The sequence below is a fragment of the Parviterribacter multiflagellatus genome (assembly GCF_056863265.1).
The window spans coordinates 203,413-223,060 of the sequence record NZ_JBXPIZ010000001.1 but is presented as its reverse complement, the minus strand read 5'-3'; the positions used below and the strand labels follow the sequence as shown (position 1 = coordinate 223,060).

The 19,648-nt window shown below is 72.1% G+C and carries 14 protein-coding genes; 11 read left to right on the top strand and 3 right to left on the bottom strand.

Features of this window, described 5'->3' with window-relative positions; translation table 11 throughout:
* Nucleotides 1-3: 3 nt before the first annotated feature.
* The 7 genes from AC1UE5_RS01005 (at nucleotide 4) to AC1UE5_RS00975 (ending at nucleotide 7,389) form a co-directional block, all read left to right on the top strand.
* A complete protein-coding gene (locus tag AC1UE5_RS01005) occupies nucleotides 4-1,032 on the top strand; it encodes a PstC family ABC transporter permease (RefSeq protein ID WP_482920194.1) in 1,029 nt (342 codons plus the stop codon).
* Nucleotides 1,029-1,973 (top strand): PstA family ABC transporter permease, encoded by a 945-nt coding sequence (locus AC1UE5_RS01000; protein ID WP_482920193.1) that lies wholly within the window; start codon nucleotides 1,029-1,031, stop codon nucleotides 1,971-1,973. The genes AC1UE5_RS01005 and AC1UE5_RS01000 overlap by 4 nt, the downstream gene beginning before the upstream one ends.
* Nucleotides 1,974-2,140: 167 nt before the next feature.
* Nucleotides 2,141-2,884: a phosphate ABC transporter ATP-binding protein gene (locus AC1UE5_RS00995; protein ID WP_482920678.1), complete on the top strand. Its 744-nt coding sequence runs from the start codon at nucleotides 2,141-2,143 to the stop codon at nucleotides 2,882-2,884.
* Nucleotides 2,884-3,606 carry a hypothetical protein gene (locus AC1UE5_RS00990; RefSeq protein WP_482920192.1) on the top strand — a complete coding sequence of 241 codons (723 nt, stop codon included), beginning with the start codon at nucleotides 2,884-2,886 and terminating at the stop codon, nucleotides 3,604-3,606. Before AC1UE5_RS00995 ends, AC1UE5_RS00990 begins: the two co-directional genes overlap by 1 nt.
* Before the next feature lie 11 nt (nucleotides 3,607-3,617).
* Nucleotides 3,618-4,517: a hypothetical protein gene (locus AC1UE5_RS00985; RefSeq protein ID WP_482920191.1), complete on the top strand. Its 900-nt coding sequence runs from the start codon at nucleotides 3,618-3,620 to the stop codon at nucleotides 4,515-4,517.
* Between the two features lie 47 nt (nucleotides 4,518-4,564).
* Nucleotides 4,565-4,906 carry a hypothetical protein gene (locus tag AC1UE5_RS00980; protein ID WP_482920190.1) on the top strand — a complete coding sequence of 114 codons (342 nt, stop codon included), beginning with the start codon at nucleotides 4,565-4,567 and terminating at the stop codon, nucleotides 4,904-4,906.
* Nucleotides 4,906-7,389, top strand: a complete 2,484-nt coding sequence (locus AC1UE5_RS00975; protein WP_482920189.1) for a lytic murein transglycosylase — start codon at nucleotides 4,906-4,908, stop codon at nucleotides 7,387-7,389. The genes AC1UE5_RS00980 and AC1UE5_RS00975 overlap by 1 nt, the downstream gene beginning before the upstream one ends.
* Nucleotides 7,390-7,608: 219 nt before the next feature.
* Here the strand turns inward: AC1UE5_RS00975 and AC1UE5_RS00970 are convergent, their stop codons facing one another.
* Entirely contained in the window at nucleotides 7,609-9,399 is a 1,791-nt protein-coding gene (locus tag AC1UE5_RS00970; RefSeq protein ID WP_482920188.1) for a potassium/proton antiporter, read from the bottom strand.
* 367 nt (nucleotides 9,400-9,766) lie between these two features.
* On the opposite strand from AC1UE5_RS00970, the gene AC1UE5_RS00965 reads away from it, so the two are divergent.
* Nucleotides 9,767-13,198 (top strand): OmpL47-type beta-barrel domain-containing protein, encoded by a 3,432-nt coding sequence (locus AC1UE5_RS00965; protein ID WP_482920187.1) that lies wholly within the window; start codon nucleotides 9,767-9,769, stop codon nucleotides 13,196-13,198.
* A gap of 383 nt (nucleotides 13,199-13,581) precedes the next feature.
* Here AC1UE5_RS00965 and AC1UE5_RS00960 read toward each other — a convergent pair whose 3' ends face one another.
* A complete protein-coding gene (locus AC1UE5_RS00960; protein ID WP_482920186.1) occupies nucleotides 13,582-13,752 on the bottom strand; it encodes a hypothetical protein in 171 nt (56 codons plus the stop codon).
* A 76-nt stretch (nucleotides 13,753-13,828) separates the two neighbouring features.
* On the opposite strand from AC1UE5_RS00960, the gene AC1UE5_RS00955 reads away from it, so the two are divergent.
* From AC1UE5_RS00955 to AC1UE5_RS00945, 3 genes are all read left to right on the top strand, one after another.
* The gene (locus AC1UE5_RS00955; RefSeq protein WP_482920185.1) at nucleotides 13,829-14,887 is read left to right on the top strand and encodes a metal ABC transporter substrate-binding protein; all 1,059 of its coding nucleotides are present in this window, start codon (nucleotides 13,829-13,831) and stop codon (nucleotides 14,885-14,887) included.
* A gap of 55 nt (nucleotides 14,888-14,942) precedes the next feature.
* Nucleotides 14,943-15,524, top strand: coding sequence for an HD domain-containing protein (locus AC1UE5_RS00950; RefSeq protein ID WP_482920184.1), 582 nt, complete (start codon nucleotides 14,943-14,945; stop codon nucleotides 15,522-15,524).
* A gap of 76 nt (nucleotides 15,525-15,600) precedes the next feature.
* Nucleotides 15,601-18,135 (top strand): lytic murein transglycosylase, encoded by a 2,535-nt coding sequence (locus AC1UE5_RS00945; protein WP_482920183.1) that lies wholly within the window; start codon nucleotides 15,601-15,603, stop codon nucleotides 18,133-18,135.
* Here AC1UE5_RS00945 and AC1UE5_RS00940 read toward each other — a convergent pair.
* Entirely contained in the window at nucleotides 18,068-19,639 is a 1,572-nt protein-coding gene (locus AC1UE5_RS00940) for an acetate--CoA ligase (protein ID WP_482920182.1), read from the bottom strand. The two genes, AC1UE5_RS00945 and AC1UE5_RS00940, sit on opposite strands and share 68 nt — an antisense overlap.
* Between the last annotated feature and the right edge of the window lie 9 nt (nucleotides 19,640-19,648).

The window sequence follows — 19,648 nt, the reverse complement described above, 5'->3', positions numbered from 1 at the left end:
GCGGTGGCCGCCGCCGCTCCCGCATCCTCCCCGGCGCAGGGTCCCTTCGGGCTCCTGCGCCGGCCCTGGTCGGACCGCCGCGCCGAGCTCCTGCTCGGCGCGGTGGCCTGCACCGTCCTGGCCTTCGTCGCCGGGATGGTCCTGTTCGTCTTCTCGAACGCCTGGCCGTCCTTCCAGGAGAACGGCCTCGGCTGGTTCGGCGCGCCGCCCGCGGGCGCGACGACCGACTCGCAGCTCAGCGACATCCTCCAGTCGCCCGCCGACGAGGAGAAGTGGCGCTACGAGCTGAACGCCTGGCCGCTGCTGTGGGGCACGCTGCTCACCACCGCCGGCGCCGTCGTCATCGGCACGATCTTCGCGACCTTCGCCGCGCTCTTCCTCGTCGAGTTCGCGCCGCCGCGCGTGCGCAAGGTGCTCGCCCCCGTCGTCACGCTGCTCGCCGGCGTCCCCTCCGTCGTCTACGGCCTGATCGGCATCCTCGCCGTCGCCCCGCAGGTCGCCAAGCTCATCTCCGAGGAGCGCAAGGAGTCGGTCGCCGGGATCATCTCGCTGACCGGCGAGGGCTGGCTCGTCGGCGTGATGATCCTGACGCTGATGATCGTGCCGATCATGGTCGCGATCATCGCCGAGGCCCTCCGCCAGGTGCCGAACGCATGGAAGGAGGGCGCCGTCGCCTGCGGCGTCAACCGCTTCCGGATGGCGCGCACGATCATGGTCCGCACCGCGCGCCCCGCGATCGTCGCCGCCGCCGTCCTCGCCACCGCCCGCGCGCTCGGCGAGGCGATCATGCTCGCGATGGTCACCGGCTCGGTCGCGTTCGCGCCGCAGCCGATCGACGGCATCACGTTCTTCTTCGAGCCGACCCGCCCGCTCGCCGCGACCATCGTCGCCTACTCCGAGGGCCTGTCGGTCAAGCCGTTCGCGCAGACGATCTACGCGTTCGCCGCGCTCCTGCTGCTCTCCGCGATGGCGCTGTCGCTGATCGGCTGGGCCGCCAAGCAGCCGATGCGCAAGTACGGGATCCGCGCGTGAGCACGCGCCGCGCCATCGAGTCGCGCGCCTCGTGGCCCCTCCGCGACAAGCTCGGCTTCTACGCCTGCTGGACCGCGGGCATCGCGCTGTGCGCGATCGCCGCCGCGGTCGTCCTCTACATGCTCGTCAAGGGGCTGTCGGAGCTGCGCCCGGCGATGATCTTCGAGCGCCCGAGCGACGGCGTCGACCAGCGCGGCGCGGGCGGCCTGCTCGACCCGATCGCCGGCTCGCTGCTCGTCACGACGATCGGCATCGCGATCGCGCTCCCGCTCGGCGTCGGCGTGGCGCTGTGGCTCGTCGAGTACGGGCGGCCGTTCTGGCTCGCGCGCCTGGTCGAGTCGGGCGTCGAGGTCATCGCCGGCACGCCGTCGATCGTCCTCGCGGTCTTCGGCCTGATCGTGTTCTCCGAGTCGTTCCTGAGCGCGCTGAGCTTCAAGCCCGAGGGCGCGGACACCGCGTTCGGCCGCTCGTTCCTCATCGCCGGCGCGATGATGTCGCTGATCGCGATGCCGCTGATCGTCGGAGCGACCCGCGAGGGCCTCAACGCGATCCCCGGCCACGTGCGCGAGGCGTCGTACGCGCTGGGCAAGACGCGCGCCGCGACGATCCGCCGCGTACTCCTGCCCACCGTGCGGCCGAACATCGCGGCCGGCACGGCGCTCGGGATGGGCCGCATCATCGGCGACACCGCGATCATCGTGATCCTGCTCGGGGCGACCGCGCGCCTGCAGCCGCTCGAGGACGTGTTCGGCCCGTCCGGCCCGCTGCGCGGCACGGGCTCCACGCTCACCAGCTTCGTCTACAACAACAGCCCCGCGGGCGAGGGCGGCGCGTTCGAGAAGGCCTACGCGGCCGCGTTCGTGCTGCTCCTCATCGTCGTGGTGCTCAACCTCGTCGTCGCGCGGATCGCCGGCGCGGGCACGCGGCAGGGAGGTCGCTGATGTCCACCGAGCAGGAGCAGCAGCCGCTCGTCCCCCCGCCCGTCAAGCGGATCGTGATCGACGACCCGCCGACGGTCGTCCCGGCCCCCGCCGCCGGCTTCACGGGCCCGCAGGCCGGCACGTCGTTCCTGCGCACCGAGCGGGCCGCGGCCAACGGCGTCGAGCGCATGCGCACGCACGCGCTGTCGATCGCCTACGGCGACAAGCCTGCGGTCAAGAGCGTCGACCTGCCGGTCCGCCAGGGCGAGGTCCTCGCGCTCATCGGCCCGTCGGGCTGCGGCAAGACGACGCTGCTGCGCTCGCTCAACCGGCTCACGGAGCTGACCTCGACCGCCTCGCGCACGGGCCAGATCACGCTCGATGGCCAGGACGTCGACGAGCTCGAGGTCACCGACCTGCGCCGCCGCGTGTCGATGGTCTTCCAGCAGCCCAACCCGTTCCCGATGTCGATCTTCGACAACGTCGCGTACGCGCTGCGCGAGCAGGGCTCCAAGCGCCCGCGCAAGCAGGAGCTCGCCGAGCCGGTCGAGGACGCGCTGCGCCGCGCGGGCCTGTGGGACGAGGTCGGCACGACCCTCGACCATCCCGCGCTGCGCCTGTCCGGCGGCCAGCAGCAGCGGCTGTGCATCGCCCGCGCGCTGGCCGCGCGGCCCGAGGTGCTGCTGATGGACGAGCCGTGCTCGGCGCTCGATCCCAAGTCCACCGCGGTGATCGAGGAGCTGATCCTGCAGCTCCGCGACGAGGTGGCCGTCGTGATCGTCACGCACAACCTCCAGCAGGCGTACCGCATCGCCGACCACGTCGCGTTCATGTGGCTCGGCGAGCTGGAGGAGTACGGGCCGGTCGAGCAGATCTTCGGCGCGCCCGAGTCGCAGCGCACCGCCGACTACGTCTCCGGGGCCTTCGGCTGATGCACCGCCGCGCCGCCACCCTCGCCGCGTTCGCCGTCGCCGCGACGGCCGCGGCGGGGTGCACCTCCACGCAGGAGAAGGCGCGGCAGCTGGCGGCGGGCGGCTCCGACGCGTTCACCGAGAAGGGCGTGCAGGTCGCCAAGGCCAACCCGGACGTCGAGGTGCTCGACACCGCCGTCGTGACCGACGCGAACGGCTCGGCCGCGGTGGTCGTCCTGCGCTCGTCGGCCAAGGCGGCCGGCGCGAACCTGCCGGTCGCGATCGACGTGCAGGGCGCCGACGGCAAGAGCGTCTTCCGCAACGACGCGCCCGGCCTGGAGCCGTCGCTCACGTCGCTGACGGTCGCCGAGCCCGGCGAGACCGTCGCGTGGGTGAACGACCAGGTCGTCGCCACCGGCAAGCCCGCGAAGGTCTCCGCGCGCGTCGGCGTGCCGAAGGGCAAGGCGCCCAAGCGCGTCCCGAAGCTCACGGTCAGCGGCGTCGAGCTCGCCGAGGAGGCGGCCGGCATCGCGGCGCGCGGCAAGGTCCGCAACGCCTCGAAGGTCGACCAGCGCGACCTCGTCCTCTACGGCGTGGCACGGAAGGGCGACAAGGTCGTCGCCGCCGGCCGCGCCCAGGTGCGCCGCGTCAAGCCCGGCGCCCGCGCCTCGTTCCGCATGTACTTCATCGGCGACCCGAAGGGTGCCGACCTCACGATCAGCGTTCCCCCGACCTCCTTCTAGGAACCCCAAGGATGGCCACCCGCGACACCACGAACGACCCGGAGACGATGGAGGTCGCCGACCTCTGCCGCTCCTGCGGTGCGCCGCTCGCCGTCGGGCAGCGGTACTGCCTGAACTGCGGGCGGCCGCTCCACCGCCGCGCCGACCTGCTCGCCGCGCTCGCTCCTCCCCCACCGCCGCCTCCACCGGCGCCGCCGTACGCGGAGCTCGCACCGACCGGGGCCACGCCGCAGCCGGGCGGCCGCAACGTGTCCGCGCTCGGCGCCGCGGTCGGGGTCGGCCTGCTGCTGCTCGCGGGTGTCGCGGGCGCGCAGCTCGCCGGCCAGGAGCCCCCGGCGGCGCCCCAGATCCGGGTCGCGGCCGCTCCTCAACCGAACGTTAACGTGACCGTCCCGGCCGCCGGCGCGGCCGCCGCGCCGGCCACGTTCACGAGCGATTGGAGCGGGGAAGAGGGGTGGACCATCGCCCTCCAGACCCTCCCCAAGGACGGCACCGACCCGACCGCCGTCGCGGCCGCGAAGGCCGCCGCGCAGGGCAAGGGCGCGCCCGACGTCGGCGCGCTCGACAGCGACGAGTACCCGTCGCTCGACAGCGGCGAATTCGTCGTGTACAGCGGCGTTTTCGAGACGAAGAAGGCCGCGACGAGCGCCCTGAAGGACCTCAAGAAGGACTTCCCGGACGCGAAGGTCGTCAAGGTCTCCGCGGACGCCGCAGGGTCTGGCTCGAAGGGCTCGAAGGACGCCGAGAAGCTGTCCTCGAAGGAGCTCGAGGACCTGAACAACGCGAGCGGTGACGACTACGTGGAGAAGTCCAAGAAGCTCCCCGACGAGATCGCCCCGGAGGGCAAGCCGCCCGCGAAGGACGGCAAGGCCCCTGGCGGAGGTAGCGGCGACGGGACGGTGCTGGAATGATGTTCCGCGATCGTCTGCTTCCCAAGCGGGAAGCTGCTCCCCTGCCTGTGCCCCACATCCCTGTCCCTGCGATTCCTGAGACGGAGCTCAAGCTGCGCCGAGACGCCCTCGCTCGCGAAGTCGCCGAGCGCCAGTTCGACCTAGGCGGGCTCGCCTACGAGATGGCCACGCGGGACCACTTCCGGCTGGACGTGCTGCTGCGCGCCGCCGCCCGCATGCAGGACGTCGACTCCCAGCTCGCCGAGGCCGACCGGCTCCTCGCGCTGGAGGAGCAGGGCGCGGCGGGCCACTGCCCGGGTTGTCAGGCAACCCACAGTCGCGGTGCCGTTTACTGCTGGCAGTGCGGAATCCAGCTGATGTCCCTCTCCCGCGCGGAGCACGCCGCCTGATGCGCCCACGTACCGCCCTCGCACTCGGCCTCGCCGGGATCGCGACCGCAGGCCTGGGCATCACCGCCGGCGACGCCGCCGCGGCCGTCCGCACCTTCGAGCTGACGCTCGACAACGGCAAGGTCGTCACCGTCAGCGTCGACGTGGCCCCCGGCACCGAGCTGTGGGACATCCAGTTCCCCGGCGTCGCCAAGGACCAGATCACCGCCATCGCGGAGCTGCCGACCCCGGCCGCCGTGCAGACGACGCCGACGACCCCGCAGTCGACGTCGACCACGCCGACGACCACGACGCCGGGCACGACGACGTCGACCACGCCCTCGACGAGCACCACGCCCGAGGAGCCGGAGGCCGCCGAGTCCGAGCAGCCCAAGGCGAAGGGCAAGGGCAAGCAGCAGAAGACGACGGGCAAGGCCGAGCGCGACGACGCCGAGGCCGACGAGGAGCAGGACACCGCCGAGGAGGACGCGGGCGAGGAGGCGCAGGCGGACGAGAGCATCCCCAGCGCGCTCGATCCGACGACCTCGATCGCGACGCCCGGCGCCGCGGCCATCGGCGTCCCGAACTTCTTCATCGACAAGTTCAAGGTCCCGCCGTTCCTGCTGTCGATCTACCAGGCCGCCGGCATGGAGTACGGCGTGCGGTGGGAGATCCTCGCGGCGATCAACGAGATCGAGACCGACTACGGCCGCAACCTGAACGTGTCCTCCGCCGGCGCCGTCGGCTGGATGCAGTTCATGCCGGCGACGTGGAAGGCGTACGGCGTCGACGCCAACGGCGACGACAAGAAGGACCCGTACAACCCGGTCGACGCGATCTTCGCCGCGGCGCGCTACCTGAAGGCCGCGGGCGCCGACACCGATCTGCGCAAGGCGATCTTCGCGTACAACCACGCCGACTGGTACGTCGACTCGGTGCTCATGCGCGCCCGCCTGCTGGGCGGCCTGCCGAGCAACCTCGTCGGCTCCCTCACCGGCCTGACGCAGGGCAAGTTCCCCGTCGCGGCCAAGGCGACCTACGCGGACGAGGTGTCCGCCAAGGACGCCGAGAAGAAGGTCGAGGACGGCAAGAACGCCGCCGTGCCGGTCGAGTCCGAGGAGGACCGCCGCGGGATCAACATCTACTCCCGCGCGGGCGCCGCGGCCGTCGCCGTCCAGGACGGCAAGGTCGTCAAGATCGGCGAGACCGAGCGGCTCGGCAAGTTCGTCCAGGTCCAGGACGCGTACGGCAACACCTACACGTACGCGCACCTGAAGAAGATCGCCGCGACCCACCCGGTCGTGAAGGAGACCGAGGACGACGCGAAGGCCCGCAAGGCCTCCGCCGCCAAGGCCGCCGCGCAGGAGCCCGCCAAGGACCCGGCCCCGACGCAGGCCGCCACGGCCGGCGCCAAGGGCAAGGAGACGTCGAAGGAGGTGCTGTCGGCCAAGCAGCCGGCGGCCTCCGAGGTGGACGTCGCCGACCCGAGCGCCGCGGTCGGCAAGGAGCGCCTGTTCGCCGCCCCCACGCGCCCGCAGAGCTTCAAGGCCGGCGGCCGCGTGCAGCTCGAGTCCGAGGTCACGAAGTCCGCCGTCCAGCTGCTCGGCGTCGACGCCGACGAGATCGAGATGAAGCAGCTGAAGGTCGGCTCGCGCGTCATCGGCGGGACGATCCTCGGCCGCCTCGGCCACACCGTCGAGGGCAAGGCGCCGCACCTGCTGTTCGAGATCCGCCCGTCGGGCCGCGGCGCGCCGCGCATCGACCCGAAGCCGATCCTCGACGGCTGGAAGCTGCTCGAGTCCACGGCGATCTACCGCGCGAAGGGCCGCAACCCGTTCTTCGGGCGCGAGGCCCAGGCGCCGTCGATCGGCCAGATCCTGCTGATGGGCAAGACGGATCTGCAGGAGCGCGTGCTCGCCAACCCGCGGATCGAGATCTACGGCGCGGGCCGCACGGACATCCAGACGGGCAAGATCGACCGTCGCGTGCTCGCGACGCTCGAGTACCTCGCCGCCTCGGGCCTGCGCCCGACGGTGTCGTCGCTCGACTCGGGCCACTCGACGTACACGGCGTCCGGCAACGTCTCGCACCACGCGTCGGGCAACGCGGTCGACATCTCGGCCGTCAACGGCATCCCGATCATGGGCCACCAGGGCAAGGACTCGATCACCGACGTGACGATCCAGCGCCTGCTCACGCTCCAGGCGACGATGAAGCCGGCCCAGATCATCTCGCTCATGAAGTACGAGAGCGCGGACAACACGATGGCGATGGCCGACCACGACGACCACATCCACGTCGGCTTCACGCCCTACTCGGACACGAACTCGCAGAAGAACCGTGGCCTCACCACGCTCCTCAAGCCGAGCCAGTGGACGAAGCTGATGAACCGCCTCGCGGACATCGAGAACCCCACGGTCCTCACGCAGCCCTCCAAGGACGCCATCACCGTCCTGCCGGGCAAGCACAAGGTCCGCGGCTCCGACGCCCACAAGGGCGAATAAGGCTGCGGCCACACCGCGTTTCGTCACGAGGGGCGGCGCTGCGGCGCCGCCCTTCGTCGTTCTCAGGTTCGTCACGAGAGGGCCGGGGCGGCGTGGTGAACTGCTCGCAGGACGCCGCGCGGGCCTGACCCTCCCGCGCCTGCGGCGCCGGTCCGCGACGGGACAGCGCGGACCGGCGCCAACGTCCGCTTTCGCGAGCCTCCGGCCGCCCGGTCCGGCCTACTCCGGGCGGTCGGAGGCGAGCGCCGCGATCACCGTCTGCAGCCACGCGCGTTCGTCCATCGTCGCGCGCGGGAAGCGCCGCCGGGCCCAGTCGGACAGGACGGTGCGGGAGCCGATCGCGGCGACCGGGCCGGTGACCGCGTAGCGGCCGTCCTCCAGGACCCACAGCCCGCCGGGCTCGTCGCGGCGCAGGCGCAGCTGGGCGACGACCTCGAGGCCGCGGACTCGCTCGATGTGCGCCGGGTCCCCCTCCGACGCGCTCCACCGCCACGTCGAGAAGACCGGCGTGCGGCCCTTCGCGCGGCGCGGCGGGCGGCGGGGCTGGCCGATGGGTCCGTTCCGCCACCGCTCGACCCACTCGTTGACGCGCTTGGCCTCGGACTGGCGCAGCAGGACGTGGATCTGGTCCCCCTCGCGCAGGCGGGTCGAGCCGCGCGGCGGGATGGCCTCGTCGCCGCGGACGATCACGTTGACGACCGCCTCGCGCGGCAGGCCGAGGTCGCGCACGCGCGCGTTGACGATCGCGTCGTCGGCGGCGATCGGGTACTCGAGGATCTCCGCGCCCAGCCGCCGGGTCGTCCCCGCCTCCGCGAGCGGCTGCGGGAGCGCGGGCTGGTTCGTGGTCACCCCCAGCCTGCGCGCGAGGCCCTCGAACGTCGTGCCCTGCAGCAGCGTCGACAGCAGGACGGCGAAGAAGACGATGTTGAAGAACTCCTGCGAGCCCTCGACGCCCTCGATCACCGGGAACGTCGCGAGCACGACCGGCACCGCGCCGCGCAGGCCCGCCCACGAGAGGACGACGAGCTCGGCGCGGCTGAACCCGAACGGCAGCGCCGCGAGCATCGCGCCGAGCGGCCGCGCGACGAGCACGACGACGAACGCGAGCACGGTCCCCTCGACCGCGACCTCCCCCAGCTCGCTCGGGAAGACGAGCAGGCCGAGCGTGAGGAACATGCCGAGCTGCGCGACCCACCCGAGCCCGTCGTGGAACGCGGTGATCGTGCGCTTGGCGGGGATCGACGCGCTCCCCAGCGCGAGGCCGGCGAGGTAGACCGCGAGGAAGCCCGAGCCGTGGAGGACGTCGGCGACGCCGAACGCCAGGCCGGCGGTCGCGAGCGTCGCCACCGGGTACAGGCCGCTGCTCGCCAGCCGCGCGCGCTGGAAGCCCTTCACCGCCAGCCATCCGACGACCACGCCGGACGCGAGGCCGATGCCGAGCTCGATGACGAAGTCGAGCAGCATGTCGGTGAAGCCGAACTCCGGGTGCTCGATCCACTCGATGAACCCGAGGACGAGCAGGACGGCGATCGGGTCGTTGAAGCCCGACTCCCCTTCGAGCGTGTGCGCGAGGCGGCGGCGGAGCGTCGAGCCGCGGAGGATGGCGAAGATCGCGGCGCCGTCGGTGGAGCTCAGGATCGCGCCGAGCAGCAGGCCCTCGAGCAGGCTCAGGTCGAACAGCCAGGCGGCGGCGAACCCGGCGATCAGCGCGGTGACGAGCGTGCCGGGGATCGCGAGGCTGATCGCGGGGAACAGCACCGGGCGGATCTGGCTCCACCCCGCCGTCAGGCCGCCCTCGAACAGGATCAGCGCGAGCGCGACGATCCCGATCGTGCGCGCGAGCTCGTAGTCGTCGAAGTGGATGAACCCGAGCGCGTCCGAGCCTAGCGCCATCCCGACGCCGAGGAACAGCAGGAGGCCGGGAACGCGCACGCGGACCGCGACCAGCGAGGCGAGGAGGCCGGCTGCGAGCAGGGCCGAGCCGATCAGGATCATCTCGCCAGGGGCCATCGAAGGTCGCAAACGATGTCATGGCCACCGGCGTCGCGCCATGCGCCCCGCTCGGGCGGAACCGGACGTCCGTACGACGTTCGACCGACACCGCGTCCAGATCCCCTGGACGCACTCGACGGATGTCTGATTGTGGGCTAACGGTGTTCAAGATTGGATGTGCGCCAAGTCGCGGCCACTGCCTGGCCCGACGCTCCCGCCTCAAGATCCCGGAGAAGTCCTCGTGTCGCATCCCCTGCGTCACGGGCGCGTTCGCGTGCCCGTGCTCGTCGGCCTGCTCACGGCTGCCCTCGCGCAGCCTGCAGCCGCTCTCGCTCAGGAGACCCCTGAGCCCACCCCCGTTCCGTCCGCTTGCAAGACGGAGTCGGTGTCGGTCACGACCGACAAGCCCCTCTACGGCAACTTCGAGACCGTCAAGATCGACGGCGCCGGCTACACCGCCGACTGCGCGCTGAAGATCGAGGTCGAGGACCCGAACTCGCTCGTCCACGAGGGCACGGCCACGACCGACGCCTCCGGCGCGTTCGCCTACGAGTACGTCCTCGCCGACGTCGACGGCACCTACACGATCCGCGTGATCGACGCCGCTTCCGGTGAGGTCCTCGCGACGAAGCAGTTCCTCGACGGCTTCGACGTCTCCAAGCTGCACAACGGCGACAACAAGTCGAACTTCACGTACCTGCCGGGCGAGACCGTCCACGCCAAGGGCAGCCTCGACGGCCTCTACAAGCACTGGCGCTGGAGCATCCGCAAGCCGGACGGCACGAGCACCTGGCTCGGCGCCTGCGAGGGCGACTCGGGCTTCTTCGGGGAGACGGACACCGCCACCTTCCAGATCCCGGCCAACACGCCGGTGACCGGCGCCGACGGTTGGCGCTTCCAGCTGACGCAGTACGGCAACGCGTCGCGGTGCCAGAACAACACGAACGGCGCGACGCGGTACCTGCGCTTCCGCGTGGCGGGCTCGAGCTCGTACGCCGACGAGGCCCGCACGCAGCAGAAGACCTGGTTCAACACCAGCTCGCGCGCGTGGGTCTCGCTGGCTGGTCTGACCCCGAACTACGACAAGTGGACCGTCGAGTGGATCAGGCCGAACGGCACGACCACCTGCAAGAACAGCCACGGGACGGTCGGCGACGGGCTGCCCAACTCGGGCAACACCGGTGTCCTCGACGCCCTCGCGTACGCGCCGTTCACCTCCGGCAGCGCCGCGGAGTACAACAAGCTCTCCGCGTACTGGCGCTGGCCCGAGCACGAGAGCGGCAAGTGCGCCACCCCCACGCCCAGCGACGAGGGCCAGTGGAAGGTGAAGGTCGTCGGTGAGGAGAAGAACCCGGACGGCGACGGCCTCTCGTTCTTCGACGCGACGACCACGTTCGTGACGCTGCCAGCGTTCAAGGTCGACGCGACCGCCCCGCGTGCCTTCGCGTCGTACTCGAAGACCTGGCAGAACGCCCCGGTCGCGGTCACGCTCAGCGGCGAGGACACCGACTCGGCGGTCGCCAACTCCGGCATCGCGCGGCTCGAGTACGCGAAGGCGCCGGCCGGTCCGTTCGTCGTCTACTCGGACGCGAGCAAGCCGACGCTGAACCACGGTGAGCGGCTGTACTACCGCTCGGTCGACAACGCCGGCAACATGAGCGCGGTCGGCATGACCGATCCGGCCAAGGTCGACGGCGACGCGCCGACGACCACCGCGACCGGCCTGGGCGCCGGCTGGCAGAAGGCCGCGCAGACGATCACGCTGACCGCGACCGACGCGGGCCCGTCCGGCGTGGCGAAGGTCGAGTGGCGCAAGCTCGCCACCGACGGCTGGACGACCTACGATGCCGCCGCCAAGCCGGTCCTCGCGAACGGCGAGTCGCTGCAGTTCCGCGCGACCGACGTCGCCGGCAACGAGGAGGCCGTGCAGGAGATCGGTCCCGCGCAGGTCGACGGCCAGCCGCCGCGCACCACGTCCGACTTCAAGGACGAGTGGCACAAGGCCGACGTCGAGGTCACGCTGACCGCCGGCGACAACGGCCCGGCGCCGACCGAGATCCAGTGGCGCAAGGCCGACACCGACGCCTGGACGACGTACGACGCCGCGAGCAAGCCAGTCCTCGAGCACGGTGAGCGGCTCGAGTTCCGCGGCGTCGACGCCGCCGGCAACGAGGAGGAGCCGAACGCCACCGCCTACGCCCGCATCGACGGCGAGGCCCCGACGACGGCGGACGACGTCCCGGCCACGTGGAGCAGGACGGCGGTCGAGGTCACCCTCACCGTCACCGAGCACGGCCCCGCGGCCCCCGGCGCGACCAAGTGGCGCAAGGCGGGCGAGACCGACTGGCAGAACTACTCCGCCGGCGCGAAGCCGAAGCTGAACGACGGCGAGCAGCTCGAGTACGCGTCGGTCGACGCGGCCGGCAACGCGGAGGACGTCAAGACCTCCCCGAAGGCGAAGGTCGACGGGACCGCCCCGGTCACCACCGCGACGTTCTCCACCGACTGGTCCAAGGGCCCGGTCCCGGTCACCCTCGAAGCGACCGACGGCGGCTCGGGCGTGGAGCGCATCGAGTACAAGAAGCCGGGCGCGTCCAGCTGGACGACGTACGACGCGGCGGCCAAGCCCACGCTCGCCGACGGTGAGGCGCTCCTCTTCCGCGCGACCGACGTCGCGGGCAACGAGGAGGCCGAGCAGAGCACGGCCAACGCGAAGGTCGACACCGAGCCGCCGACGACGACCGCGACGCTGGCGAGCGGCTGGCAGAAGGCGGCCGTCTCGGTCCAGCTCGTCGCGACCGATGCCAAGTCGGGCGTGGACAAGATCGAGGTCCGCATCGCCGGCGCCGCCACCTGGGCGACGTACGACGACGCGGCGCGCCCCGCGCTGACGCACGGCCAGTCGCTCGAGTTCCGCGCCACCGACAAGGTCGGCAACACGGAGACCACCAAGGTCACCGCGCCGGCCCAGGTCGACGGCCAGGCTCCGGCGACGACGGACAACGTCCCGGCCGCCGAGGTCGACGGCCCGACCGCCGTCACGCTGAACGCGACCGACGCCGGCCCGTCCGGGCTCGCGAAGATCGAGTGGCGCAAGGCCGGCGGGTCGACCTGGACGACGTACGACGCGGCGGCCAAGCCGGTCCTCGCCGGCGGTGAGCGCCTCGAGTACCGCGCGACCGACGTTGCCGGCAACGCCGAGACGGTCAAGCAGTCCGCGGCCCTGAAGGTCAAGGCCCCGGTCACCGGCACGGACACGAACAAGGACGCGCAGGGCGTCTCCGCGACCTCCTCGTCCCGCTCGGCGGCCCCGACGGTCACGAACCTGGCGATCTCGCCGGCGTGCATGGTCGGGCTCGCGCTCGAGTCTCCCACGGCCGGCCGCAAGGCGGTCAAGCTGAGCTACGTCCTCGGCGGCGGCGCCCAGCAGGTCGAGATCACGATCCAGAAGCGCAACCCGTCGGCGGCGCGCAAGACCTGCGCGACGACGAAGAACGTGCGCAAGCCGGGCGCCAAGTACGAGACGGTCGACCAGCAGAAGGTGGCCGGCAAGGACGGCGCCGCGTCGAACGACGTCGGCTCGTACGACGAGACGGCGACCGCCCGCGCGGCGAGCGCCAAGAAGGCCAAGACGGTCCGCAAGATCGTCGCCCGCCACGCCGCGGTCGCCGGCAAGAACAGCGTGACGCTCGCGAAGCTTGCCAGCGGCAAGCAGCTCGAGGCCGGCACCTACCGCGTCGTCGTCGTCGCCATCGGCGCCGACGGCCAGCGCTCGGCTCCCGCCTCGGCGGTGTTCCGGGTCGCCAGCGGCGCCTAGAGACTCTCCGGGAACGGACCGGCGAGACGGGCACGGACCGCCCGTCCCGCCGGGTCCCGAGAGCAGCACGCCCACCAGGCCGGACGGGATCCCGGCCGGGCGTGCGAGCAGCACCATCGGCGGCGGCCAGGAGGGAACCTGGCCGCCGCCGGCGCGTTAAGGCGCGTTGCCGCGCAGGCCCCAGGTCCGGCTCAACGGATGTCGGATTGTCGCGGACCGCCGCTCAAGGTCCAATGGACGTACCCCGCAGTTCACCTTCGGGAGGGCGGCAGCTCATCCCCATGCCGGACGGGATCGCCGGTGACGGGCACGCCTTGCAGCACCTCGGCGGCGGCCAGGGACGGACCCCTTGGCCGCCGCCGGCCTTTCTCCACGCGCGCGCGTCAGGCGAGCGCGCCGGCGGCGATGACACCGGCGACCACGATCACCGCGGACGCGATGCGCTTGACGCGCGGGGTGAGCCAACGGGGCGCGTGCGCGGCGATCCAGACGCGCGCGCCCGTGGCGGCAGTGGTTGCGGCGACCGCGCCGGTGGCGACGCACTGCGAGCACATGTGCCGCAGCGTACACCGCAAGCACGCCGGAAGATAATGAGATCGATTCTCGGTCTCTTGCTAGGCTGGGGCGTCGATGTCCCGCCGCCCCTCCCGCCTGATCGCCCTTCCCACCGCCGCCCTCGCCGTCGCCGCGCTCGCCGCCGGGTGCGGCAAGACCGAGGACGAGAACCCCGACGCCGCCATCCACGTCGTCGCCACGACGCAGCAGGTCGCCGACTTCGCGCGCAACGTCGGCGGGGACCGTGTGTCGGTCACCGCGCTGCTCGCACGCAACGCCGACCCGCACGACTACGAGCCGAAGCCGAGCGACGCCCGCGCGGTGGCGGAGGCGGACGTCGTGCTGCGCTCGGGCGGCGACCTCGACGCGTGGCTCGACGACGTCATCAAGGGCGCCGGCGGGGACGCGACGGAGGTGACGCTGCTCGACAAGGTCAACACGCTCGAGGGCGGGCACCACCACGACGAGGACGAGCACGCCGCGGAGGACGAGCACGCCGCAGAGGACGAGCACGCGGCGGAGGACGAGCACGCGGCTGACGAGGACCACGCGGCGGAGGACGAGCACGGCCACGAGGCCGAAGGGCTCGACCCCCACTGGTGGCAGGACGCCCGCAACGTCGTGATGGCGACCGAGGTCATCCGTGCGGCCTTCGCCGAGGCGGACGCGGACGGCGCGGCCCAGTACGAGCAGGCGGCCAAGGCCTACGCCGCGAAGGTCACCGACCTCGACCGCGCCGTGCAGCAGTGCATGAGCGCGATCCCCGCCGACCGCCGCAAGCTCGTCACCAACCACGACGCGTTCGGCTACTTCGCGCACCGCTACGACATCACGGTGCTCGGCTCGATCATCCCCGCGCTCTCCACCAGCGCGCAACCGTCCGCGGGCGACGTGCGCGAGCTGGTCGCCGACATCAAGCGCGAGAAGGTGACCACCATCTTCCCCGAGAGCGCGATCAACCAGCGGCTCGAGGACGCGGTCGCGCGTGACGCGGGCGCGAAGGTCGGGCCCACGCTGTACGCCGACGCGCTCGGGCCAGAGGGCTCGGAGGGCGCGACGTACCTGGGCGCCCTGAAGCACGACGCCGCCGCCATGGCCGAGGGCTTCGGCGGCTCGTGTGACGCATTGCCCTAAGCGGTTCACGCCCGGACCGCATGTGCGACCGGCGACAGGACTAGTCTCGGCCCTGTTGCAGACGCTCACCCCACCCGCCTTCGTCGAGCACCTGCCGGTGACGCGCGCGGCGTTCGCGTACGCGGTCGCTCTCCACGCCGGTCAGCAGCGTGAGTCCGATCTCGCGCCGTTCGTGCTCCACCCCGTCGAGGTCGCGCAGCTCCTGCACGGACGCGGCTTCGACGACGAGGTCGTCGCCGCCGGCCTGCTGCACGACGCGATCGAGGACACCGACGCGACCGCGGAGGACCTCGAGCAGCGGTTCGGCCCGCGCGTGGCGCGCCTGGTCACGTCGCTCAGCGACGACCCGTCGATCGCCGAGAAGCGCGCCCGCAAGGCCGCGCTGCGGGAGCAGGTCGCCCGGGCCGAGCCCGACGCCCAGGCGATCTTCGCCGCCGACAAGGTCGCCAAGGCGCGCGAGCTGCGCGCGACGCTCACGCGCGACCCGCACGCGTTCGCCGACCCCGCGATCCAGCTCCGCGTGGAGCACTACGAGGCGAGCCTCGCCCTGCTCGAGGAGGCACTGCCGGACCTCCCACTCGTCGGACAGCTGCGGTTCGAGCTCTGGGCCCTGCGCGAGCTGCCGCCTGCCGGCTGACGCTGCAAGCCCGCGTCCACCGTCCTGGCACACGTGTCAAGGGCGGCGTTCCGGTGCCGAGTAACCCGGGGGAGCGATGGCCCCCGGTACTCCCCCGACCGATCCCGCGCGCCCGTCCGGGAAGCTGCGCCTGGCTGCTGCCCTCGGCGGCGCAGGCGTCCTCGCCGCCGGCTTCGGCGGCTCGATGCTGCAGGCCGAGGCCGACCCCGGCGACGTGCAGACCCCCAGCGAGCAGGCACTGGGCCGCGCGCTGTCCGACACGACGACCGCGTCGTCGCAGACGAGCGAGCCCGCGCCCGACGAGGCCGTCTCGTCGAGCTCCTCCTCCACCCCGCTCGACCCGCCCGCGGCTGACGCCCCGCCCGCGGCGACCGACACCCAGACGCTTCCGGAGCCGGCCGCCCCGGCGACGACCACGCCGGCCGAGACCACCACCACGCCGGTGGAGACGCCCGCGCCCGCCGCGCCCGAGACGCCCGCCGCGCCCGCGGCCGCGCCGGAGAGCCCCACGGCCGCCCCCGCCCCGACGGCCACCACGCCCGCCGCCACCCCGCCGGCCGAGGAGCAGCAGCCCGACGAGCCGACGCCCGCCGGCGACGAGCAGCAGCGCGACGCGGACAAGACGAAGAAGACGTCCGCCAAGAAGAAGGCGAAGAAGCGCGAGAAGGCCGCGGTCGTCGACACGACACCCGAGCAGCCGCCGACGCGCAACAGCGAGGGCGTCCCGACCGTCGCCGACCCCACGCTCTCCATCGCCACGCCCGGCGCCGCGACGATCGGCGTGCCGAACTTCTTCATCGACAAGTTCCGGATCCCGCCGTTCCTGCTGTCGATCTACCAGGCCGCCGGCATGGAGTACGGCATCCGCTGGGAGATCCTCGCCGCGATCAACGAGATCGAGACCGACTACGGCCGCAACCTCAACGTCAGCAGCGCCGGCGCGCTGGGCTGGATGCAGTTCATGCCCGCGACCTGGAAGGCGTACGGCGTCGACGCCAACGGCGACGGCAAGAAGGACCCGTACAACCCGGTCGACGCGATCTTCGCCGCCGCGCGCTACCTCAAGGCGGCCGGCGGCCAGGACGACCTGCGCCGCGCGATCTTCGCCTACAACCACGCCGACTGGTACGTCGACTCGGTCCTCATGCGCGCCCGCCTCGTCGGCGGCCTGCCGACCGACCTCGTCGGCTCGCTCACCGGCCTCACGCAGGGCCGCTTCCCCGTCGGCGCGAAGGCGCGGTACGCGGAGGAGCGGACGCTCACGCGCAAGATCAAGTCCGGCAACGCGGCCGTCCCCGTCGAGTCGTCCTCGACCCGCAAGGGCATCCTGATCTACGCCGCCGCCGGCTCTCCCGCCGTCGCCACGCACGACGGCGTCATCGTCAAGCGCGGCAAGACCGCCCGGCTCGGCAACTACGTCCAGGTCCGCGACACCTACGGCAACACCTACACGTACGCGCGGCTGAAGAAGCTCGAGGCGTCGTACCCGGTGCCGAAGAAGCGTGCCAAGCCGCAGAAGACGACGTTCACGGCGGACGAGGTTGCGACCGCGGTCGAGCCGAAGGTCGCCGAGGTCGCGGAGGGCAAGGACGCGAAGGAGCGCCTGTTCGCCCACCCCGCGCGCCCGAAGGCGTACCAGGCGGGCGGCGCGCAGCAGGTCGGCATCACCGCGCCGACCGGCCGTGACGCCTACGTCGAGGAGCTCCTCGGCCTCACCCCCAAGCAGGTCACCTGGAAGGCCCTCAAGCCGGGCGCCCGCGTCCAGGCCGGCACGATCCTCGGCCGGCTCGGCCGGACGAGCTCGACCCGCGCGCCCCACACCCTCTTCGAGATCCGTCCCGCCGGCCGCGGCGCCCCGCGGATCGACCCGAAGCCGATCCTCGACGGCTGGAAGCTGCTCGAGTCCACGGCCGTCTACCGCGCCAAGAGGAAGAACCCGTTCTTCGGCAAGGACGCGAAGGCGCCGACGATCGGCCAGATCCTGCTCATGAGCAAGGACGCGCTCGAGCAGCGCGTGCTCAAGAACCCGAACATCCAGATCTACGGCGTCGGACGCGACCAGATCCGCACCGGCATCATCGACCGCCGCGTGCTCGCGACGCTCGAGTTCCTCGCCGCGAACGGCCTCAAGCCGACGGTGTCCAGCCTCTTCCGCGAGGGCTCGATCACGGTCAGCGGCAACGTCTCGCACCACGCGTCGGGCACCGCGATCGACATCGCCGCGGTCAACGGCGTCCCGGTCATGGGCCACCAGGGCAAGGGCTCGATCACCGACATCACGATCCGGCGCCTGCTCACGCTCCAGGGCGCGATGAAGCCGGATCAGATCATCAGCCTCATGGACTACGAGGCGGCCGACAACACGCTCGCGATGGGCGACCACGCCGACCACATCCACGTCGGCTTCCGCCCGGTCGCGGTGTCGAGCCAGGAGGGCAGCGTCATCAACGCCACCCTCAAGCCCGGTCAGTGGTTCCGCGTGATCGACCGCCTCAACGACATCAAGAACCCGGTCGTCCGCACGAAGCCGTCGAAGGCCGCCATCAAGGTGACGTCGGTGAAGCCGACCGCTCGCGCTCGCGAAGCTCGACGCGGCGGATCTTCCCGGTGAGCGTCTTCGGCAGGTCGTCGACGAACTCGACCTTCCGCGGGTAGGCGTACGCGCTCAACCTGCCGCGCACGAACTTCCGGATCTCGTCCGCGAGCTCGTCGGACGGCGCGTGGCCCTCGGCGAGGACGATGAACGCCTTCACGACGTTCCCCTTCACCTCGTCGGGCGACGCGACCGCCGCCGCCTCGCGCACCGCCGGGTGCTCCAGGCAGGCGGACTCGACCTCGAACGGCCCGATCCGGTAGCCCGCCGCGATGATCACGTCGTCCGCGCGCCCGGCGTACCAGATGTACCCGTCCTCGTCCTGCACCGCGGCGTCCTTGGTGTGGAACCAGTCGCCGCCGAACGTCTCCTGCGACGCCTCGGGGTTGCGCCAGTAGCCGAGCGGCCAGTGCGGGTTCGAGCGCGCCCGCAGGCAGATCTCCCCGCGCTCGCCCTGCGGCACCTCGTTCTCGTCCTCGTCGAGGATGCGCACGTCCCAGCCGGGGACCGGGCGGCCCATCGAGCCCTCGCGGACGTCCATCCACGGGTAGTTGGCGACGAGCGGATACGACTCGGTGAGGCCGTAGTAGTCGAGCACGGTGAGGCCGTACTGCTCGCGGAACCAGCGGATCGCCTCGGGGTTGAGCGGCTCCCCGGCGGAGCACACGCGGCGGAACTGCTGCGGGTACCGCGTGCCCGCGTCGCCGATCGTCATCATGGCCCGCATCGCGGTCGGGGTCGTGAAGACGTTCGTGACCTGGTGGCGGCTGAGGAAGTCGAGCTGCTGGTGCGGGTCGAACCCGCCCTTGCGCTGGAACACGCACTGCACCGCGCCCAGGCGCCACGGGCCGAGCAGCGGCGCGATGCCCGCGGCCCACGCCCACTCGCCCATGCCGTGGAAGCGCTCGCCCTCCTCCACCTCGTGGCAGTAGACGAACTCCTCGTGGGCGAGGATGTACCGGTGGGCGTGGACGATCCCCTTCGCCAGTCCGGTGGTGCCAGACGTGTAGTAGAGCTGGGCCGGGTCGTCGGCCGCGGTGTCGGTGACGATCGGGTCGGTGGGAGCGCCGCTCAGCAGCCCGTCGCCCTCGTCGAGCACGAGCAGCTTCACCCCGGCGTCCGCGAACCGGGGCGCGTTGGCCTCGTCGGTGACGAGCACCGTCGGGTCGGAGTCGGTGAGCCGGTGGCGGATGCCGTCGTCGCCGTACAGGACCGACATCGACAGCAGGAGCGCGCCGAGCTTCCACGTGCCGAAGAAGATCGCGGCCGTCTCGGGCGTCGGCGGGAGGACGACGGCGACGCGGTCACCGCGCTCCACCCCCGCCTCGCGCAGCACGTGCGCGGCCTGGTTGGCCAGGTCCTGCAGCTCGCCCCACAGCACCTCGCGCTGCGCGCCGTCGTACCGCTCGTGGACCATCGCCAGCTTGTCGCGCGGGTGCTTGTCGCAGACGTCGGCGGCGATGTTGTACCGCTCGGGGACGTCCCACGTGTGAGCCTCCCGCAGCTCCTCGTATCGACCCATGCCGGCATG

What these genes read in the sequence shown, in the direction of transcription:
- AC1UE5_RS00995 (WP_482920678.1), top strand. Translation starts at nt 2,141, where the DNA reads ATGCGCACGCACGCGCTGTCGATCGCCTACGGCGACAAGCCTGCGGTC.
- AC1UE5_RS00990 (WP_482920192.1), top strand. Translation starts at nt 2,884, where the DNA reads ATGCACCGCCGCGCCGCCACCCTCGCCGCGTTCGCCGTCGCCGCGACG.
- AC1UE5_RS00985 (WP_482920191.1), top strand. Translation starts at nt 3,618, where the DNA reads ATGGCCACCCGCGACACCACGAACGACCCGGAGACGATGGAGGTCGCC.
- AC1UE5_RS00975 (WP_482920189.1), top strand. Translation starts at nt 4,906, where the DNA reads ATGCGCCCACGTACCGCCCTCGCACTCGGCCTCGCCGGGATCGCGACC.
- AC1UE5_RS00970 (WP_482920188.1), bottom strand. Translation starts at nt 9,399, where the DNA reads ATGGCCCCTGGCGAGATGATCCTGATCGGCTCGGCCCTGCTCGCAGCC.
- AC1UE5_RS00960 (WP_482920186.1), bottom strand. Translation starts at nt 13,752, where the DNA reads ATGTGCTCGCAGTGCGTCGCCACCGGCGCGGTCGCCGCAACCACTGCC.
- AC1UE5_RS00955 (WP_482920185.1), top strand. Translation starts at nt 13,829, where the DNA reads ATGTCCCGCCGCCCCTCCCGCCTGATCGCCCTTCCCACCGCCGCCCTC.
- AC1UE5_RS00945 (WP_482920183.1), top strand. Translation starts at nt 15,601, where the DNA reads ATGGCCCCCGGTACTCCCCCGACCGATCCCGCGCGCCCGTCCGGGAAG.
- AC1UE5_RS00940 (WP_482920182.1), bottom strand. Translation starts at nt 19,639, where the DNA reads ATGGGTCGATACGAGGAGCTGCGGGAGGCTCACACGTGGGACGTCCCC.